This is a genomic window from Actinoplanes sp. L3-i22, from assembly GCF_019704555.1.
Taxonomy (GTDB): domain Bacteria; phylum Actinomycetota; class Actinomycetes; order Mycobacteriales; family Micromonosporaceae; genus Actinoplanes.
In genome coordinates this window covers 389,065-405,567 of sequence record NZ_AP024745.1, presented here as the reverse complement: position 1 = coordinate 405,567, position 16,503 = coordinate 389,065, and the positions used below count along the sequence as shown (strand labels likewise).

Sequence of the window (16,503 nt, the reverse complement as noted above, 5' to 3'; positions counted from 1 at the left end):
TCCACGCTAGGCATCGGAGCCCGCCGTTCCGATCCTGCGGACCGCCCGGCCGGCAGTAGGGTTAACCCGACCAACCCGGGCTGGTCACCTCGATCACGACCTTGCCGACCGCGTGATTCTCGACGGCTTCGTGTGCCCGCGCCACCCCGTCCCCGTCCAGCGGGAAGCGGAGGATCGGCAGGCCGTGCTCGGCGCCGACCCGGAACGCGCCCGAGTTCGCCGCGTCGGCGACCGCGGCCACCGCGTCGTCCTTCTCCGCCGGCGTGGTGGTGTAGGTCAGCACGAAGTCCAGGCTGGCGTTCTTCAGCATCGCCTGGAAGCTCGGCACGCTGAACTTGCCGCCGACGTAGATCGCGATGTTGCCGCCCGGCGCGATCACGTCCAGGTCGAGCTCCAGGTTGTCGGTGTTGACCTCGACGATCACGTTCGGCCCGGTCTCGCTGAACTCCCGGATCCGGGCGGCCACGTCCTCCTCGCGATAGTCAATCACCAGGTCGGCGCCGGCCGCGCTCGCCAGCACGCCCTTGTCCTTGCCGCTCACCGTGGTCAGCACGGTCGCGCCGGCCCACTTGGCGAGCTGGATCGCGGCGTTGCCGACCGCGCCCGCGCCGCCCGCGACCAGCACCGTCCGCCCCTCCAGGGCGCCCGGCCCCAACCGGGCCGGGCCGTCGCTGGCCACGGTCAGGCAGCGGTGCGCGGTCAGCGCCGGGATGCCCAGCGCCGCGCCGACCTCGAACGGGACGTCGTCGTTCATCCGGACGACCTGGCGGCGGGGCAGCACCACGTACTCCTGGGCGGTGCCGTTCGCCCGGCCGAAGCCGGCGTCCCAGACCCAGACCCGGTCCCCCGGCTCCAGGTCGCCGACGCCCTCGCCGAGCGAGTCGACCACGCCGGCGCCGTCCTGGTTCGGCACCCGCGGGGGCGCCACCCCGTCCGGCACGCCGCGCCCGGCTCGGGTGCCGGTGTCGGTCGGGTTCACCGCCGACAGCACGATCCGGACCCGCACCTCGTCCGCGGCGGTCAGCGGCAACTCATGGTCGACAATCTTGAGGACCTCGGAGGCGGAACCGGACTCGGTGTAGACGGCAGCGCGCATTCCCTCACCCTATGGCCTGTCAGAGCTCGCGACGCATGGCGAGACGGGGCCATCGGTCCAGGCCGTGGGCGGCCTCCTCGGCACGGATCGCGCGCAGCTCCGGGGTGATCTCGTCGTCGGCCAGCCGCCGGAAGCCGAGGCGCTCGTAGTACGGCGCGTTCCACGGGACGTCGGCGAACGTGGTCAGGGTCAGCGCCGGTGAGCCCTGCTCCCGGGCCCATCCGGCGACGCGCTCGACCAGATCCGCGCCGAGCCTTCGGCCGGCGCAGGCGGGGTGCACGGAAACCTGCTCAAGGTGCGCCACGCGGTCGGCAAAAAGCGCGATTGCGTACGCGATGGGCCGATCCGCCGCGTCCGCGACCACCCAGGCCCGCCCGTCCCGCTGATAGTCGAGCAGCTCGGCGGTGCTCAACGGCTCGTCCCCCGCGACCAGCCCCATGTCCAGTGTCAGGAACATCCGGCCCGCTTCGACCTCGATGCGCTGCATCTCGGGAATGTCGTCCGCACGCGCCGTTCTGATCATTTGTCCTCCTGCTCGATACGCCGATCCGGTCCGCTGATTCAAACCCGCAACGGCTCAGCGGCTCCACCCAGTTGCCGAACAGGAGTAGGCCCGTCGCTGCCCGCACTCTGGAGGCCCGCGTGTTCACCGTTCTGATCGCCGACGACGAGGCCGACCACCGGGATCTGCTCTCGCTCGCCCTGCGCCGCTTCGGCTACCAGGTCGTCACCGCCGACGACGCCGACAGCGCGCTCCAGGTGCTGGCCCGCGGCGGCGTCGACGCGGCCCTGATCGACGTGCGGATGCCCGGTCCGTCCGGCATCGAGCTGTGTCGCCGAATACGCGACGATCCGGCCCTGGAGTCCTTACCGATCATGGTGGTCAGCGCGGACGTGCACCACGAACGGGTCACCGACGCCCTGCACGCCGGGGCCGACGACTACCTCTGCAAGCCGTTCGCCCGCGACGAGTTGGTGGCCCGACTCGGCGACCTGCTGCGCCGCCCGGGCACCGGGATGATCCGCTCGTCGGCCGCGGCCCGGGCCGCACTGGCCGCCGCCCGGCACGTACGCCCGACGGCACCGCCCACTCGTTACGAAGAGATCCAGATACGACACTCGGCTTGACACCTGGCTGACACCGGACGCGGCGTAGGGTCGGCGCATGAATCCGGTTCGGTACGGCACCAACGCCGGACGTCTGGTGTTGCTGGCCACCGTGCTCGGCTCCAGCCTGGCGTTCGTCGACGCCACGGTGGTCAACCTGGCCCTCCCCGAGCTGGGGCGGAACCTGGGCGCCTCCGCGGCGGGCCTGCAGTGGACGATCAACGGCTACGCGCTCTCCCTCGCCGCCCTGATCCTGGTCGGCGGCTCGCTCGGCGACCGGCTCGGCCGCAAGCGGGTCTTCATGGCCGGCGTCACCTGGTTCGCGCTGGCCTCGCTGCTCTGCGGCCTCGCCCCGAACATCGAGCTGCTGATCGCCGCCCGGGTGCTGCAGGGCATCGGCGGCGCGCTGCTCACCCCGGGCGCGCTCGCCATCCTGGAGGCCTCCTTCGTGCCGGACGATCGGGCCAAGGCGATCGGCGCCTGGTCCGGGCTCGGCGGCGTCGGTGGGGCGCTCGGGCCGTTCCTCGGCGGCTGGCTGCTGGAGATCGGCAGCTGGCGGTTCCTGTTCCTGATCAACGTGCCGGTCGCGGCGCTGGTCCTCTGGGTGGCCGCCCGCCACGTGCCGGAGTCCCGCGACCCGGGCGCCGCCCGCAGCTTCGACCTGGCCGGGCTGCTCTTCGGGGCGGCCGGGCTGGGCGGCCTGACCTACGGGTTCACCGCCTGGCCGGCGCACGGCGCGGGCTCGCCGGTCGTGCTGATCCCGCTGCTCATCGGCGTGCTGGGGATGACCGCGTTCGTCCTCGCCGAGATGCGCTCGCCGCACCCGATGGTGCCGCCGGAGATCTTCCGGCACCGCTCCTTCACCGGCGCCAACCTGGTGACCTTCCTGGTCTACGCGGCGAACGGTGGCGTGTTCTTCCTGGTCGTGGTCAACCTGCAGGTGGTGGCGGGCTATTCGGCGATCACCGCGGGCCTGGCCATGCTCCCGGTGACGGTGATCATGCTGCTGCTCTCGGCCCGCGGCGGCGCCCTCGGCCAGCGGATCGGGCCACGCATCCCGATGACCGTCGGCCCGCTGCTCTGCGGCGCCGCCCTGGTGCTGATGTCGACGATCGGGCCGCACGCGCCCTACCTGACCCGGGTCCTGCCCGCGGTCATCCTCTTCGGCCTCGGGCTGGCGCTGCTGGTCGCCCCGCTCACCGCCACCGCGCTCGGTGCTCTGGACGACGCGCACGCCGGCATCGCCTCGGGGGTCAACAACGCGGTGGCCCGGGCGGCCGGCCTGCTCTCGGTCGCGGTCCTGCCGCTGGCCGCCGGCCTGGGCTCGGGCTCCCTCACCGAGTCCACCCAGCTCCACCCGGTCTACCAGCACGCCATGCTGATCTGCGCCGCCCTGATGGGGGCCGGCGCTCTGACCGCCTTCGCCGTGATCCCCACCCGCCTGCCGCCGAAGCCCACCCCCAACCGCTCCTTCTGCGACCCGGCCTCACCCCCGGTCCACCCCCAGCCGCACCCCGACCCCCAGACCCAGGTCCAGACCCAGCCGTAGCCACCCACCAGCCCTCACACTGTCGTCGTAGCCTCCCCTGGGGGGCGCTCCCCCACGGGAGGCGATCAGTTCCGGTCACGGTCAGCGGCTGCGGTCCGACGGTGCTGACCGCAGCGTGCACGACGAAGGTCGGGATCACCGGGTTGGGGTTTGGGGTAAAGCGCAACCACCCTCGGACGTCGCCCTGGAGGGTCTCGCGTTCTGGGCGCCCCGCGCCCTTGCGAGGCCCGGAAGGGTCCCCGCGGGAGCGACGATCAGTTATTGGCCGCAGCCGAGGCAAAGAAGATCTTGAACTTAGAAGTGCGCGGTGATCTTCTCGGCCGGCCCGTCGACCGTGATCCGGCCGCCGTAGGGGAGGACATACTGCGGATCGGTGTGACCGAAATCGACCCCGAAGACGATCATCGCCGACGGGTGGTAGACCGCGAAGGCCCGCAGGATCGCCTCCCGCTGCTCGTCGCGGTACTGCCGGCGCTCCGCCACCGGGCGCGGGCTGGTGAAGACCGTCGCCTTGGCGGTGCCGACCAGAACCGCCGGGAACTGCCGCAACAACCCCCGCTCGCCGAAGTTCCGGAGCATCCGGAAGACCTCCTCGCCCGGCGGCATCTCCTCGGACGTCTCCAGCAGGAGCACGCACCCGGCATAGTCCTCGACCGGCCGGATCCAGCGATCAGCCGCCAGATTCCAGTGCAGAATCTCCAGATTGCCGCCCCAGCTCGGCCCGGTAACGACCGATTCTGATCGGGAACCGAGGTGCCAGAAGTGGCCGGGGCTGGGCACCAAAGGCGGCGTCATCGCAGAAGCGGAAGCCCAGTCCGTCTCCTCCTCGCTGAACGCGGGGACCGGCGCGATGACCAGGTCACCGCCGTCGAAGAGAGCGGCCCGCAGCGAGGCCAGGTGCACCGCCTGGATCCCGCCGCCGCGCGCGAGGTGCATCATCGTCGACCCGCCGTGGTAGGCCCCGAGCCCGTGCCCCCACAGCCAGTTCAGCAGGTTGGTGTTGTCCGAGAACCCGAAGAACGGCTTCGGGTCGGCGCGGAACACCGCCGGGTCGAGGTGCGGCAGCACGGTGATCTGGTCGTCGCCGCCGATCGTGGCGAACACCGCCCGGATCGTCGGGTCGGCCCAGGCCGCCATCAGGTCGGCGGCCCGGTCGGCCGCGGGAGCGCCGAGCTGCCGGGTGGTCGGGAACTCCACCGGGTCCAGCCCCAACTCGTCGCGGATCCGGCGGAGCGCCTGCTCGTGACGCTCCGGGAAGAGGCCGGGCGCGGCGAAGGCCGGGGAGAGCACGGCAACCCGGTCGCCGGGACGCGGCTTCGGGGGCATGTGCGGTGACATGCCCCCGATTCTGCTCAGGTCACCGTCGCGCTGCCGAGCACTTTTCCGTCGGCGTCGGTGATCACGATGCTCTTCACGTCGGCCGCCGGGAACGAGCTGGACCCGTCGACCTTGGCGGTGTGCTCGGGCGTCTCGCCCCAGACCGCCGCCTGTTCCTGTTTGCCGTCGGCGCGTTTGACGATGCAGTAGAACGGCGCCTTGCCCGACATGCCGGTCATGTTCAGGGAGACCTGGGCGCCCCACGCCTTCTTGACCAGGGTCGCCTGACCGCCCATGGCACTGCCGGCCTCGGCCCGGAAGTTCGCGACGACGCTCTGCGCCGCGACGGGCGGGGTCTGCGTCGTACCGTCGCCGCCGGTGTTGTTGTTGATGATCACGCCGTAGCCGATCGCCCCGGCCGCGATCACCGCCACCGACGCCGCGACCAGCCAGCGCGTCCGGCTGACCCGGGTCTCCCTGGTCTTCTCCGCCCGCATCCGGCCGAGCAGACTCTCGATGTTCTGCGGACTCGGCCGCGCGGTCGGCGCGACCGTGAGCGGTGGTAAGTCGCCGCCCATGTGCCGGGCATCCGGCAGGTGCTGCAGCATCTCCGGTACCGGTGCGAGCCGGTCCAGTTCCGCCCGGCACTCGGCGCAGTCGTGCAGGTGCGCGTCGAGCTTGTCGGTGTCCGCCTCGTCCAGCCCGCCCAGCAGATAGCCACCCAACAGACGGTGCAGGCTGTCGTGCTCGTCGAGATCGCTCATGACACACCCCCGCTCCGGAGCATGCCCATCTCCTCGAATACGGCGCGGAGCGCGCGAACCGCGTAGTAGGCGCGCGATTTCACCGTGCCCTCCGGCACCGAGAGCCGTCGCGCCGCGTCAGCCACGCTCTGCCCCTCGTAGTACATCGCCTGTATCACCGCCCGATGTTCCGGGGACAGCCGTTCCAGCGCTTCCGCGACCAGCCAGCCCTCCACCATTTGATCCACATTGTCCGCCGACGGCACGGAGTTGACCGCGGTCTCGTCGGAGACCAGCCGGGGCCGGCGCTGTTCCGCCCGCCACGCGTTGGTCACCACGTTACGAGCGATGGTGAGCAGGTACGACCTGGTTCGCCCGGGTTCCGGGTCGAGGTGGTCGATGTGCTTCCACGCCCGTAACAACGTCTCCTGGACCAGGTCCTCGGCCTTGTGCCGATCGGAGACGTATCTCGAGACGAAGTTGATCAGAACTGCATAGTGTTCCGTGTAGAGCGCGGTCATCAGTTGCTCGTCGGGGCTCACCCGTCGCTTCATCGGCGCCAGCTCCCCTCGGGTTCCGCCCGGCCACCCGGATGTACATCGTGGCATGCGATCCGGTTCACGGTGGGGGCAAGAAACCGGAAAACGTCGATGCCCGGCCCCTTACGAGGGACCGGGCATCGACGTTTGCGTGAAGTGGATCTACTACTTGGCCGCGGTGGTCGCGCTCGCGGTGATCGTCGGGGTCGGCGTCGGCGTGGTGGTGCCGCACGCGCCGGGCCCGCCGTACCGGAAGGTCCGGGCACTCAGCTGGTTCACCGAGTAGTAGTCGCTGGTGCTGCGCACCGTGACGCTCGGGTCCGGCCCGTTCAGGTAGGCCACGCTGCCGATCCGGGCCGACGTGGTGTCGTCGGACTTCTTGCCGTTGCCCATCTCCGTGCACGGCTTGTCGGAGGACGCGGCCACCTCGCCGAAGACCTGGACCAGGCCGGTCTTGGCGAACGACACGTCGCCCCAGAGCTTGGCCGGGAAGTAGCCGACCCACTCGGTGTCGAACGCGATCCACCAGGCGTCGTTGAAGTACTGGATCCCGAACCGCCGCTGCTGGTCCACCGCGAGGGTGTCGCCGGGGAACACGGTCTTGCTGTACTGCACGTAGCCGCAGCCGTTGTAGCAGGACGTCTGCCGGTTCACCCAGTGGTAGACGAACAGGTGCGGGTCGTCGTCACCGTTGACCACCCGGTCGACGTTCCACCCGACCTCGACGATCTGGTTGCCGTCCGCGGACTGCACGGCCAGCTCGGCGAGGGTGTGGTAGTCCTCTTTCGCGAGCTTCGGCTTGTTGACCGTCAGGTTGACGTAGGCGCCGTCCGAGACGGCCGACTGCGCACCGACGTTGTAGAGGAAGTTGACTGTCCCGGAGTCGCTGCTCGCCGACGGGGACGGCACGCCCGACGGCTCCGGCGGGACCACGTTGGTCTTCGCGGTCCGCAGGAAGGTCGACTTGTTGCTGCGGCCCTTCGGCGCGAACTCGTCGTCGGCCTGGTTCGTGTCGCCGGCCACGCTGAGCCCGGCCGCCTTGAGCGACTTGCTGCTGGTGCCGGTCTTGCCGCGCTTGACCCGCTGCGGCCTGGCGCCCCACGGAAGCTCGGCCGGCGGCTGCAGGGCCGGCTCGGCCGCGGCGGAGGCTTCGGCGGTCGCGCCCGGAATCTGCTCGGCCCCCGCGTTGAGGGTGGAGACGACTCCGATCGCACCGATCACCGCGACGGCGAGGCCGGCGGCGAGCAGACCGCGGCGTGACTTCAACACGTGTCCGTCCTCGTTCATCGGGGGGAGTGAGGGGAGTGCACACCAGGCTTCGGCGGCGCGCCTCACCATATAGCTTTCTCAATTGCCTAGGGACGAGCTGACCAGGAACTCTGCCGGAACGGATGAGGCCATCGGCCATTCCGGTGACGCAACGACCACTTTGTTCAACCCAGCGTGGTCACGTCATTGCGGACAGCCGATTTTCGCACTCCGCCACGAAAGAGGCAAACTCGGTAAAGCCTCTTTCGGGGGACGAGCCGGATCCGGGAAAGCTTCACGCGCGATCCACTTCTGTGGTAAAACCTATCTTGCCGATAGGTTATATATGCCCTCGCCGAGGAGAACGCATGTCAGCCACCGCCCTCCGACTCGACCACCTCGCCATCGCCCGGCAATTCGCCGATGCGCCGGAAGGGTGGGTGGTTCCGCCCCGGTTCGACCCGGTGGACCGGTGGTATCACCGGCTGGCGGCCACCGACGACTACGAGGTGTGGCTGCTCACCTGGCTCCCCGGGCAGCAGACCGAGCTGCACGACCACGGCGGCTCGGCGGGCGCGTTCCACGTCTTCAGCGGCGTGCTCACCGAGGACACCGTGGGCGGCCCGGCCGCGTCGCCCCGCGTCGTCACGCGCGATCTCGGCGAGGGCGCCGGCCGCCGCTTCGGCGAGCACCACGTGCACCGGATCGTGAACCGTGGCACCGACCCGGCGATCAGCGTGCACGTCTACGGCCCCGCGCTGACCGTGATGACCAAGTACCGGCTGAGCCCGGCCGGCCTCGAGGTCGTCACCGTCGACAAGGCCGGCTCGCAGTGGTGACCGCGGCTCCGCCCGGCGCCCGGAGCATCAGCGAGATCCTCGACCAGGCCCGCGCCCGGCTCGACCGGCTCGGTCCCCTGGCGACCGCCGCGGCGATCCGCGACGGCGCGATCCTGATCGACATCCGCCCGGCCGCCCAGCGCGCCGAGCACGGCGAGATCCCGGGCGCGCTGATCATCGAGCGCAACGTGCTGGAGTGGCGCCTCGACCCGCGCAGCGACGCCCGCCTGCCGTTCGCGAACAGCTACGACCTCGCGGTGATCATCACCTGCCAGGAGGGCTACACCAGCAGCCTGGCCGCGGCCGCGCTGCAGGACCTCGGCCTGCACCGGGCGACCGACCTGGCCGGCGGCTTCAAGGCCTGGCGGGAAGCCGGCCTGCCGACCCTGGACTGAAGATCAAATTCAAGTTCTTCATTGCCTACGCTGCGGCCAATAACTGATCGTCGCTCCCGCGGGGACCCTTCCGGGCCCCGCAAGGGCGCGGGGCGCCCAGAACGCGAGGCCCTACAGGGCGACGTCCGCGGGTGGTTGCGGTTTCAAAAACCCGGTCAACCCCGCGATCAGCAGGTCGAGACCCCACTCGAAGCGCTCCTGGACGGTCCCCGAGGTCATCGCGTCCGGATGGGCCCGGAGATACGGGAACCGGTCGTCCGGCAGCTCCGCGAAGTGCTCCTTCAGCTCCGTCTTGACGTGCTGCTCCGCCTGCGCCTCGGTCAGCTTCAGGTGACGCATCTGGGCACGCCAGATCGAGTTCTCGTAGGCGTCCGCGGTGACGTACAGGAAGATCCGCTCGATCGCCCAGGCGCTGTACCGCGGCGGCATCCCACTCTTGATCAGCAGGCTGAACATCCACTCCGAGGTCCGCAGCGCGTTCGGGCCGTTCGGGATCGAGGCGAGCGCGACCCGGGCCAGGTCGTTGTGCTCCCGAAGGATCACGTGCGTCGCCAGCATCAGGTGCTTGACCTGCGCCGCCCACCGCGCCGGCTCCTGCGGCGGCAGCTCGATCTCGCCACAGACCCGGTCGAACATCAGCCGGAGCAGTTCGTCCTTGTTGGACACGTGGGCGTAGAGGCTGGACGGGCCGGTGCCGAACTCGGCGGCGACCCGGCGCGTGCTGACCGCGTCGACGCCTTCCGCATCGCTGATCCGCAGGGCGGCGTCGATGATCTGCTCGCGGTCGAGCTGCACCCGGCCGGGTCGCCGGTCCGGAAGCGGTTGCCAGGGGGAGGTCTTCATCGCGCTCTAATTTAGTTGACATGAACGCTGTTCGCTAATAAAACAGTGTTCGTGGCAACGAACAGTGTTCAAGAACAACAGGTGGCGCCCTACCGCTATCGGTGGGTCGCCCTCTTCGTGATCCTCGCGGTCGAGGTGATGGACCTGCTCGACTCGCTGGTCACCACGATCGCCGGCCCGGTCATCCGGTCCGAGCTCGGTGGGTCGTACAGCTTGATCCAGTGGCTCGGCGCGGCGTACACGCTGGCCATGGCCATCGGCCTGCTCACCGGCGGCCGCCTGGGCGACATCTACGGCCGGCGGCGGATGTTCCTGATCGGCGCGGCCGGCTTCACCCTCGCGTCGCTGGCCTGCGCGCTCGCCCCGGCGGCCGGTTTCCTGGTCGCCGCCCGCGCGGTGCAGGGCCTGTTCGGCGCGCTGATGCTGCCGCAGGGCCTGGGCATGCTGCGCGAGATGTTCGGGCCGGCCGAGCGGGCCAAGGCGTTCGGCGCGTTCGGGCCGGTGATGGGCCTCTCCTCGGTGGGCGGCCCGATCCTGGCCGGCTGGCTGGTCGACGCGGACTACTTCGGCGCCGGCTGGCGGGTGATCTTCTTCATCAACCTGCCGCTGGGCATCTTCGCGGTGTTCGGCGCGCTCCGGTTCCTGCCCGAGTCCCGCCTGGAACGGGCGCCGCGGCTCGACGGGCTCGGCGTGCTGTTCGCCGCCGGCGGCGCGTTCCTGCTGCTCTACCCGCTGGTGCAGGGCCGGGAGTTGGGCTGGCCGGCCTGGACGTTCGGCATGCTGGCGCTCGGCGTGCTCGCGTTCGGGCTGTTCGCGGCGTACGAGGGGTGGCGGGACAAGCGTGGCCTCGACCCGCTGGTCACCCCGAGCCTGTTCCGCAAGCGGGCGTTCACCGGTGGCCTGGCCCTGGGCCTGATGTTCTTCGCGTCGCTGATCGGCACCGGCCTGATCTTCACCTTCTACCTGCAGATCGGGCTGGGCTATGCACCGCTCAAGGCCGGCCTGAGCACGCTGCCGCAGGCGCTCGGCATGGTGGCCGGCTTCATCGTGGCCGGCGCCGGCCTGGCCGAGAAGCTCGGCCGCAAGCTGCTCCAGCTCGGCACCCTGGTGATGATCGCCGGGACCGTGGTCCTCGCCGGCACCGTGCACCTGGCCGGGGCGGCCATCACGCCCTGGCGCCTGATCCCGGCGATGCTGCTGCTCGGCGTCGGGATGGGCCTGGCGATGGCGCCGTTCTTCGGCATCGTGCTGGCCGGGGTGGACGACGAGGAGAGCGGGTCGGCGTCCGGGGCGATCACGTCGGTGCAGCAGCTCGGCGGGGCGTTCGGGATCGCGGTGCTGGGCACGATCTTCTTCGCGCTGCTGCCGGGCGCGGTCGGGCACCACGTGGACACGTCGTCCGCGACACTGCCGGCCGGCACCCCGCCGGCCGTGGTCGCCGGGCTGCGGGCCTGCCTGACCGATCGGGTCGCCGAGGAGAACCCGGACGTGGTGCCGCCGTCCTGCCAGTCGCCGGTCGCGGCGTCCCCGGAGCTCGGGGCCTACGCGGCGGAGCAGGTTCGCGCGGGGTTCGAGGACACCACCGTCCGTACGGCGGGGGTCGCTCTGCTCTTGCTCTTCTCCGCTTTTGGTCTGACCTTCCTGCTGCCCCGCCAGGGCAAGCCGGAAGACGATCACTTGGGGTAGACCACCCCCGAGCGCCCGCTGTACAGGTGGCGGGTGCCGTCCAGCTCGTAACCGGTGTTCGGCGCGTCCAGCCAGACGATGTAGGCCGCGCCCGAGATCAGTCCGGTGATCGTGGTGCTGACCGTGCAGCCCTTCCCGGCCGGGACGTCCTTCCAGGGCGGCTCCGGCTGGGGACCGCTGACCAGCCGCTGCGGCACCGCGGTGACCCGGTAGTTCGAGTCGTACATCCGGGGCCACTCCACCGTGAAACCGCCGGTGATCGGCGTGACGTCCACCGGGATCAGCACCGCCTCGCTCTGCGTGAAGAGCTTGCTGCAGCTGGGGTTCGGCGACCCGGACAGTGTGGCGGCGCTGATCCCGGGCCGGGCACTGAACGGCGGCGGTGTCGGGGTGGGCACCGCGCTACCCGAGATGAGCAGTTGCCAGGTGCTCCCCGGGGTGGGGGTCGCGACCGTCTCGACCTTGGTCGTGCCGCCGCATCCACCGGCCATCAGCACGCACACCGTCGCCGCGATCAACCTGACGTGTCGCATACCTCACGATTCGGCCGATCACCCCGAATGACTTAGCGGCGGCGTGAATCGCCACCCGGCGGCGAGCAGATCGTCGACCGCCCGGATCGCCCTCCGCAGCCGCTCCCGGTACCCGCCGGTCAGCTCGATCCACGGCACCCCGCGCCCGGCCAGCTCGGCCCGGAACCGCCCGGTCATCCACTGCCGCAGGTGCTCGCCGTCGCGCAGCCCGTCGTCCTCGAACGGCACCCCGGCGTCGGCGGTCAGCAGGTACAGGTCGGGGTCGCGGACCAGCTCGCGGACCTTCGCCGAGGTGCTGCCCAGGTAGCGCTCCTCCCAGATGGTGGTGGCGAACGCGTCGGTGTCGCCGAACACCACCGGCGAGCCGGCCCGGGCCAGCGCGTCCTCGGCCGCGGCCTGCTCGACGGCGACGGTCACGAAGTCGTCCCGGTCCCAGGTGACGTCGAAGACGGTCGCGTCCGGGCGGCCGCGCCGCAGCTCGGCGAGCTTGCGCTCGGTCAGCTCACGGCCGAACTCCGGCGCCCAGCCGGTCGCCGCCCACACCCCACCCCGGGTCCGGTAGTGCCGGGCCAGCGCGCGGGCCATGGTGGTGGTGCCGGTCGACTCGGCGCCGACCACGACCACCCGGCGGGCCAGCCAGGCCCGCGCGCCCGGGCCGAGGTGCGCCCAGTGCGCGACCGGGTCGGCGCGGATCGCGGTGCCGGAGACCGGGACCCGCTCGCGCCCGAGGTCGACCAGCACGGACTCGGCGTGGAAGCGGCGGGCCAGCTCGGCGCCGTACGCCTCGGAGGAGAACACCGCGTCCACCGGCTCCGGCCCGGCCGCGGCCCGGAAGACGGCCACGTGCAGGTCCCAGACCGCCGGGTCGGCGTAGTCGATCGGGTGGTCGTCGTGCACCCCGACGAACCGGACGTGCGGCTGGTGCGCCTCCCGCAGCCACTCCAGCCGCCGGGGCAGCGGGATGCTCTCCCGGGACGACGGCGCGACCACCACGGTCACCCGCTCGCAGACCCGCGCGGCCGCCTCGATCAGGGCGTGATGGCCGGCGTGCGGCGGGTAGAACTTCCCGACGATCAGACCGTGCCGGTACGTCACCCGATCGCCTTCCGCCAGGCGCGCAGACCCAGCACGCACAGAGTGAGGAAGGCCACATAGAGGATCGCGGTGAGCCAGAGATCCTTGTAGCCGTAGAGCGGGATGTAGATCAGGTCCCCCGCGATCCACAGCCACCAGCTCTCCACCAGCTTGCGGGTCTGGCCGTACGTCGCCAGCAGCGACAACGCCGTGGTCAGCGCGTCCGCGAGCGGCACCGTCGAGCCGGTCATCCGGTCCAGGAAGAGCCACAGCCCGCCGGTGAGCAGCACCCCGGCCACCGCCAGGCCCAGCCACTCGGCGCGCGTGGTGGTCCGGACCACCAGCTCGCTCCGGCCCGCGCCGCCGTAAAGCCAGGCCCACCAGCCGTACAGGCCGAGAATCACGTAGACCACCTGCAGGCCCATGTCCGCGTAGAGCCCGGCCGTGCCGAACACCACCATCAGCAGCAGGACGTTGAGAATGCCGAGCGGCCAGTTCAGGACGTGCTGCCGGATCAGCAACCAGACGTTGAGCAGACCGGTGACGAAGCCGAGGACCTCGGCCCAGGTGGTGCCGACCCCGAAGACGGTCAGCGCGGTGCTGTTCAACCAATCGATCACGGTGACAGCATCGCCGATCTTGCGACTATTCGGGGAGCAGCCGGTGCCCGGCCATCTCCAGCTCGCCCTCGTGCAGCAGGACGACCGGGGTGCGCAGCCCGGACGCATCGTCCTGGAGCAGGACCGCGTCGCCGTCGATCCGGTACGTCCCGTGCGGGCGCTTGCGCCGGCCGGCGACCTCCCCGGCGTACGTCCCGTCGGTCCGCAGCTGGAGCTTGACCGTCCCGTCCGGGCTGCGCCAGGCGCCGACCACGGCGGCGCTGGTCACCACGGACGGGCGCGACGGAGCCGCACCGAGGCCGTTCTCGGCGGCGCGGCCCATCGCGATCGCGAGCATCGCGGTGGCGTCCAGGACGGTGGTGTCGACGTGCGGAGGGCTGGAGTGCATGACCCTCTCGTTCGGCGCGCACGTCGGCCGGCGCCAGGAAACCCTGAGTTGCTTCTACGTAGCCGCACCGCTCTTCAGCGAGCCCAGCACCGCGGCCGCCAGCTTCTCCAGGTAGTCGTCGCTGACCGACTGCCTGGACACCGCGAGCCGCCAGTACAGCGGACCCAGGATCAGGTCGACCGCGACCTCCGGATCGGTGCCCTCGGGCAGCTCACCGCGCGCGATCGCCTGGCCGACCAGCTTCTCCCCCACCGACTGCTGGTGGATGCGCAGCACCCGTTGCAGCGTCTCGGCGATCTGCGGGTTCCGCGCGGCCTCGGCCATCAGGTCCGGGATGATCTGCGATGCGACCCGGTGCTGCAGCGCTCGGCTGACGATCATCATCAACAGGTCGAGATCGCTGGCGAAGCTGCCGGTATCGGGCACCGGCACCTTCCGTCCGGCGACATCGGTGATGATCTCGAGTACCATCTCCAGCTTGTTGCTCCACCGCCGGTAGATCGCCGTCTTGCCGACCCCGGCACGGCGGGCCACGGCCTCGATCGAGAGCCGGCCGTAACCGACCTCCGCGAGTTCGCTCATGACCGCGTTACGAATCGCCACGGTGATGTCATTTCGGAGCACCGCCGCTCCAGCCGGTGCGCGCTTCACTGTCGCCACGGGGTAACTATAGCGCTACGACGTAACGGTTGCGTTCCGCCGCCACGTCGGATACCTTTGCCTCGACGTCGATACGAACCCGTACCATCGGCGTCAGCGGACGCCTGTCATGCTTCTTGTTGTGCCAGACGGCGAAACACGGGAGTCCGCAGCCTCGTACCGGCAGACGAGATCGGAGCACCACCCCATGCCAGAGACAGCGGTTGCCGAAACCGCTCCTGCCACTCCCCTCAAGGAGTTGGCGCAGCGGCACGGCCTTGCCTCTTCCGGGCGACTTGCCAGCCCGTTGGAGTACGCCGGTCAGCTCTGGGGCTACCGGCACTTCATCACGGCCCACGCCAAGGCGAAGACCACCTCACAGCTCGGCAGCACGAACCTGGGCACGTTGTGGCAGGTCGTCACGCCGATCATGAACGCGCTGGTCTACTACATCATCTTCGGCGTCATCATCGGGACCGGTGCCGGCGCCGGCAACTTCATCGCGTACCTCTGCATCGGTGTTTTCGTCTTCGGATTCACCCAGCAGGTGGTGGGCCAGGGCGCGAACGCGATCACGGCGAACCTGGGCATCATCCGGGCGCTGCACTTCCCGCGGGGCAGCCTGCCACTGTCGGTCGCCCTCGTGGAGATCCGCAACTTCATCACCGCCATGTGCGTGCTGCTCGTCATCGTCCTGATGTCCGGCGAGCCGATCAACGTCGAGTGGCTGCTGATCCTCCCGGCGATGTTCCTGCTGGCCCTCTTCAACACCGGGCTGGCCCTGTTCTTCGCGCGGCTCGGCTCGAAGCTGCGGGACATCAAGCAGCTGATCCCGTTCATCATGCGTTTCTGGATGTACGGCTCGGCCGTCCTCTACCCGGTGACCCGCTTCACCGACCACCTGCACGGCTGGAAGCTTCACCTGATCGAGGCGAACCCGATGCTGGTCTTCATCGAGCTGTTCCGGCACTCGCTGATGGAGGACGTCAAGCTGGCCGGCACCCCCGGCCTGCTGTGGACCGAGGCCGTCATCTGGACCGCGATCGTGAGCGTCGGCGGCTTCCTCTACTTCTGGCGCGGAGAAAAGGTTTACGGCCGTGGCTGACATCGAACGCGAACCGACCGTCATCTGCGACGACGCCCACATCACGTACAAGATCGTCGGGGCGATCGGCGCGAACCAGACCAGCCCGCTCTCGGCTTTCAAGCGGCTGGTCACCAAGACCAACTCGGCCAATGTGCGCGAGGTGCACGCGGTCAAGGGCGTCAGCTTCGTGGCCTACAAGGGCGAGGCGATCGGCCTGATCGGCAGCAACGGCTCGGGCAAGTCGACCCTGCTGCGCGCGGTCGCCGGCCTGCTGCCGGTGTCCAAGGGCGCGATCTACGCGGCCGGCCAGCCGTCGCTGCTCGGCGTCAACGCCGCGCTGATGAACGACCTGCCCGGCGAGCGCAACGTCGAGCTCGGCTGCCTGGCCATGGGCATGTCGCCGGCCGACGTGAAGCAGAAGAAAGACGAGATCATCGCGTTCTCGGGCATCAACGAGCGCGGCGACTTCGCCTCGCTCCCGATGCGGACGTACTCGTCCGGCATGCAGGCCCGGCTGCGCTTCTCGATCGCCGCGGCCAAGAAGCACGACGTGCTGCTGATCGACGAGGCGCTCGGTACCGGTGACGCGAAGTTCCGCCGCCGCAGCGAGGAGCGGGTTCGCGAGCTGCGCGAGGAGGCCGGCACGGTGTTCCTGGTCAGCCACAGCGAGCAGTCGATCCGGGACACCTGCGAGCGGGTCATCTGGCTGGAGTCCGGCCTGATCCGCGGCGACGGGCCGACCGAGGAGATCCTCCAGCAGTACGAGGCGTACATGCAGAAGTAGGCATCGTCGAAAAAGA

General features: G+C 70.2%; 19 protein-coding genes. 7 read left to right on the top strand and 12 right to left on the bottom strand.

Annotated elements, in window-relative coordinates; all coding sequences use genetic code 11:
• Positions 1-61: 61 nt before the first annotated feature.
• Together L3i22_RS01880 and L3i22_RS01875 are read right to left on the bottom strand one after the other, a co-directional pair.
• Positions 62-1,096: an NADPH:quinone reductase gene (locus L3i22_RS01880; RefSeq protein ID WP_221325279.1), complete on the bottom strand. Its 1,035-nt coding sequence runs from the start codon at positions 1,094-1,096 to the stop codon at positions 62-64.
• Positions 1,097-1,115: 19 nt separating this feature from the next.
• Complete coding sequence (locus tag L3i22_RS01875) at positions 1,116-1,619, bottom strand: GNAT family N-acetyltransferase (RefSeq protein WP_221325278.1); 504 nt, start codon at positions 1,617-1,619, stop codon at positions 1,116-1,118.
• Between the two features lie 119 nt (positions 1,620-1,738).
• Between L3i22_RS01875 and L3i22_RS01870 the strand changes: the two genes are divergently transcribed.
• Positions 1,739-2,224: a response regulator transcription factor gene (locus tag L3i22_RS01870; RefSeq protein ID WP_221325277.1), complete on the top strand. Its 486-nt coding sequence runs from the start codon at positions 1,739-1,741 to the stop codon at positions 2,222-2,224.
• A gap of 37 nt (positions 2,225-2,261) precedes the next feature.
• The gene (locus tag L3i22_RS01865) at positions 2,262-3,752 is read left to right on the top strand and encodes a DHA2 family efflux MFS transporter permease subunit (protein WP_221325276.1); all 1,491 of its coding nucleotides are present in this window, start codon (positions 2,262-2,264) and stop codon (positions 3,750-3,752) included.
• 294 nt (positions 3,753-4,046) lie between these two features.
• On the opposite strand, the gene L3i22_RS01860 is transcribed toward L3i22_RS01865, so the two are convergent.
• From L3i22_RS01860 to L3i22_RS01845, 4 genes are all read right to left on the bottom strand, one after another.
• Positions 4,047-5,090 carry an LD-carboxypeptidase gene (locus L3i22_RS01860; RefSeq protein ID WP_221325275.1) on the bottom strand — a complete coding sequence of 348 codons (1,044 nt, stop codon included), beginning with the start codon at positions 5,088-5,090 and terminating at the stop codon, positions 4,047-4,049.
• A gap of 14 nt (positions 5,091-5,104) precedes the next feature.
• Positions 5,105-5,833, bottom strand: a complete 729-nt coding sequence (locus L3i22_RS01855; protein ID WP_221325274.1) for a zf-HC2 domain-containing protein — start codon at positions 5,831-5,833, stop codon at positions 5,105-5,107.
• Positions 5,830-6,366, bottom strand: a complete 537-nt coding sequence (locus L3i22_RS01850) for a sigma-70 family RNA polymerase sigma factor (protein ID WP_221325273.1) — start codon at positions 6,364-6,366, stop codon at positions 5,830-5,832. Before L3i22_RS01850 ends, L3i22_RS01855 begins: the two co-directional genes overlap by 4 nt.
• Positions 6,367-6,516: 150 nt before the next feature.
• Positions 6,517-7,620, bottom strand: coding sequence for a neprosin family prolyl endopeptidase (locus L3i22_RS01845; RefSeq protein WP_255657880.1), 1,104 nt, complete (start codon positions 7,618-7,620; stop codon positions 6,517-6,519).
• 347 nt (positions 7,621-7,967) lie between these two features.
• On the opposite strand from L3i22_RS01845, the gene L3i22_RS01840 reads away from it, so the two are divergent.
• Entirely contained in the window at positions 7,968-8,438 is a 471-nt protein-coding gene (locus L3i22_RS01840) for a cysteine dioxygenase family protein (RefSeq protein WP_221325271.1), read from the top strand.
• Positions 8,435-8,833 (top strand): rhodanese-like domain-containing protein, encoded by a 399-nt coding sequence (locus L3i22_RS01835; protein WP_221325270.1) that lies wholly within the window; start codon positions 8,435-8,437, stop codon positions 8,831-8,833. Before L3i22_RS01840 ends, L3i22_RS01835 begins: the two co-directional genes overlap by 4 nt.
• Positions 8,834-8,944: 111 nt before the next feature.
• Here L3i22_RS01835 and L3i22_RS01830 read toward each other — a convergent pair whose 3' ends face one another.
• Positions 8,945-9,676 (bottom strand): TetR/AcrR family transcriptional regulator, encoded by a 732-nt coding sequence (locus L3i22_RS01830; protein WP_221325269.1) that lies wholly within the window; start codon positions 9,674-9,676, stop codon positions 8,945-8,947.
• A 51-nt stretch (positions 9,677-9,727) separates the two neighbouring features.
• Between L3i22_RS01830 and L3i22_RS01825 the strand changes: the two genes are divergently transcribed.
• The gene (locus L3i22_RS01825; RefSeq protein WP_221325268.1) at positions 9,728-11,362 is read left to right on the top strand and encodes an MFS transporter; all 1,635 of its coding nucleotides are present in this window, start codon (positions 9,728-9,730) and stop codon (positions 11,360-11,362) included.
• Here L3i22_RS01825 and L3i22_RS01820 read toward each other — a convergent pair.
• From L3i22_RS01820 to L3i22_RS01800, 5 genes are read right to left on the bottom strand one after another with little or no spacing between them, the layout of a single operon-like run.
• A complete protein-coding gene (locus tag L3i22_RS01820; RefSeq protein WP_221325267.1) occupies positions 11,350-11,895 on the bottom strand; it encodes a hypothetical protein in 546 nt (181 codons plus the stop codon). The genes L3i22_RS01825 and L3i22_RS01820 overlap by 13 nt on opposite strands.
• Positions 11,896-11,913: 18 nt before the next feature.
• Complete coding sequence (locus L3i22_RS01815; RefSeq protein WP_221325266.1) at positions 11,914-12,990, bottom strand: AAA family ATPase; 1,077 nt, start codon at positions 12,988-12,990, stop codon at positions 11,914-11,916.
• Entirely contained in the window at positions 12,987-13,589 is a 603-nt protein-coding gene (gene pnuC / locus L3i22_RS01810; protein ID WP_221325265.1) for a nicotinamide riboside transporter PnuC, read from the bottom strand. Before pnuC ends, L3i22_RS01815 begins: the two co-directional genes overlap by 4 nt.
• 25 nt (positions 13,590-13,614) lie before the next feature.
• Positions 13,615-13,977, bottom strand: coding sequence for an Atu4866 domain-containing protein (locus L3i22_RS01805; RefSeq protein ID WP_221325264.1), 363 nt, complete (start codon positions 13,975-13,977; stop codon positions 13,615-13,617).
• Positions 13,978-14,031: 54 nt separating this feature from the next.
• On the bottom strand, positions 14,032-14,637 hold the full coding sequence (locus tag L3i22_RS01800) for a TetR/AcrR family transcriptional regulator (protein WP_255657879.1): 606 nt from the start codon (positions 14,635-14,637) through the stop codon (positions 14,032-14,034).
• Positions 14,638-14,824: 187 nt separating this feature from the next.
• Between L3i22_RS01800 and L3i22_RS01795 the strand changes: the two genes are divergently transcribed.
• Positions 14,825-15,721: an ABC transporter permease gene (locus tag L3i22_RS01795; RefSeq protein ID WP_221325263.1), complete on the top strand. Its 897-nt coding sequence runs from the start codon at positions 14,825-14,827 to the stop codon at positions 15,719-15,721.
• Positions 15,714-16,487, top strand: coding sequence for an ABC transporter ATP-binding protein (locus L3i22_RS01790; protein WP_221325262.1), 774 nt, complete (start codon positions 15,714-15,716; stop codon positions 16,485-16,487). The genes L3i22_RS01795 and L3i22_RS01790 overlap by 8 nt, the downstream gene beginning before the upstream one ends.
• The last annotated feature ends 16 nt before the right edge of the window (positions 16,488-16,503 follow it).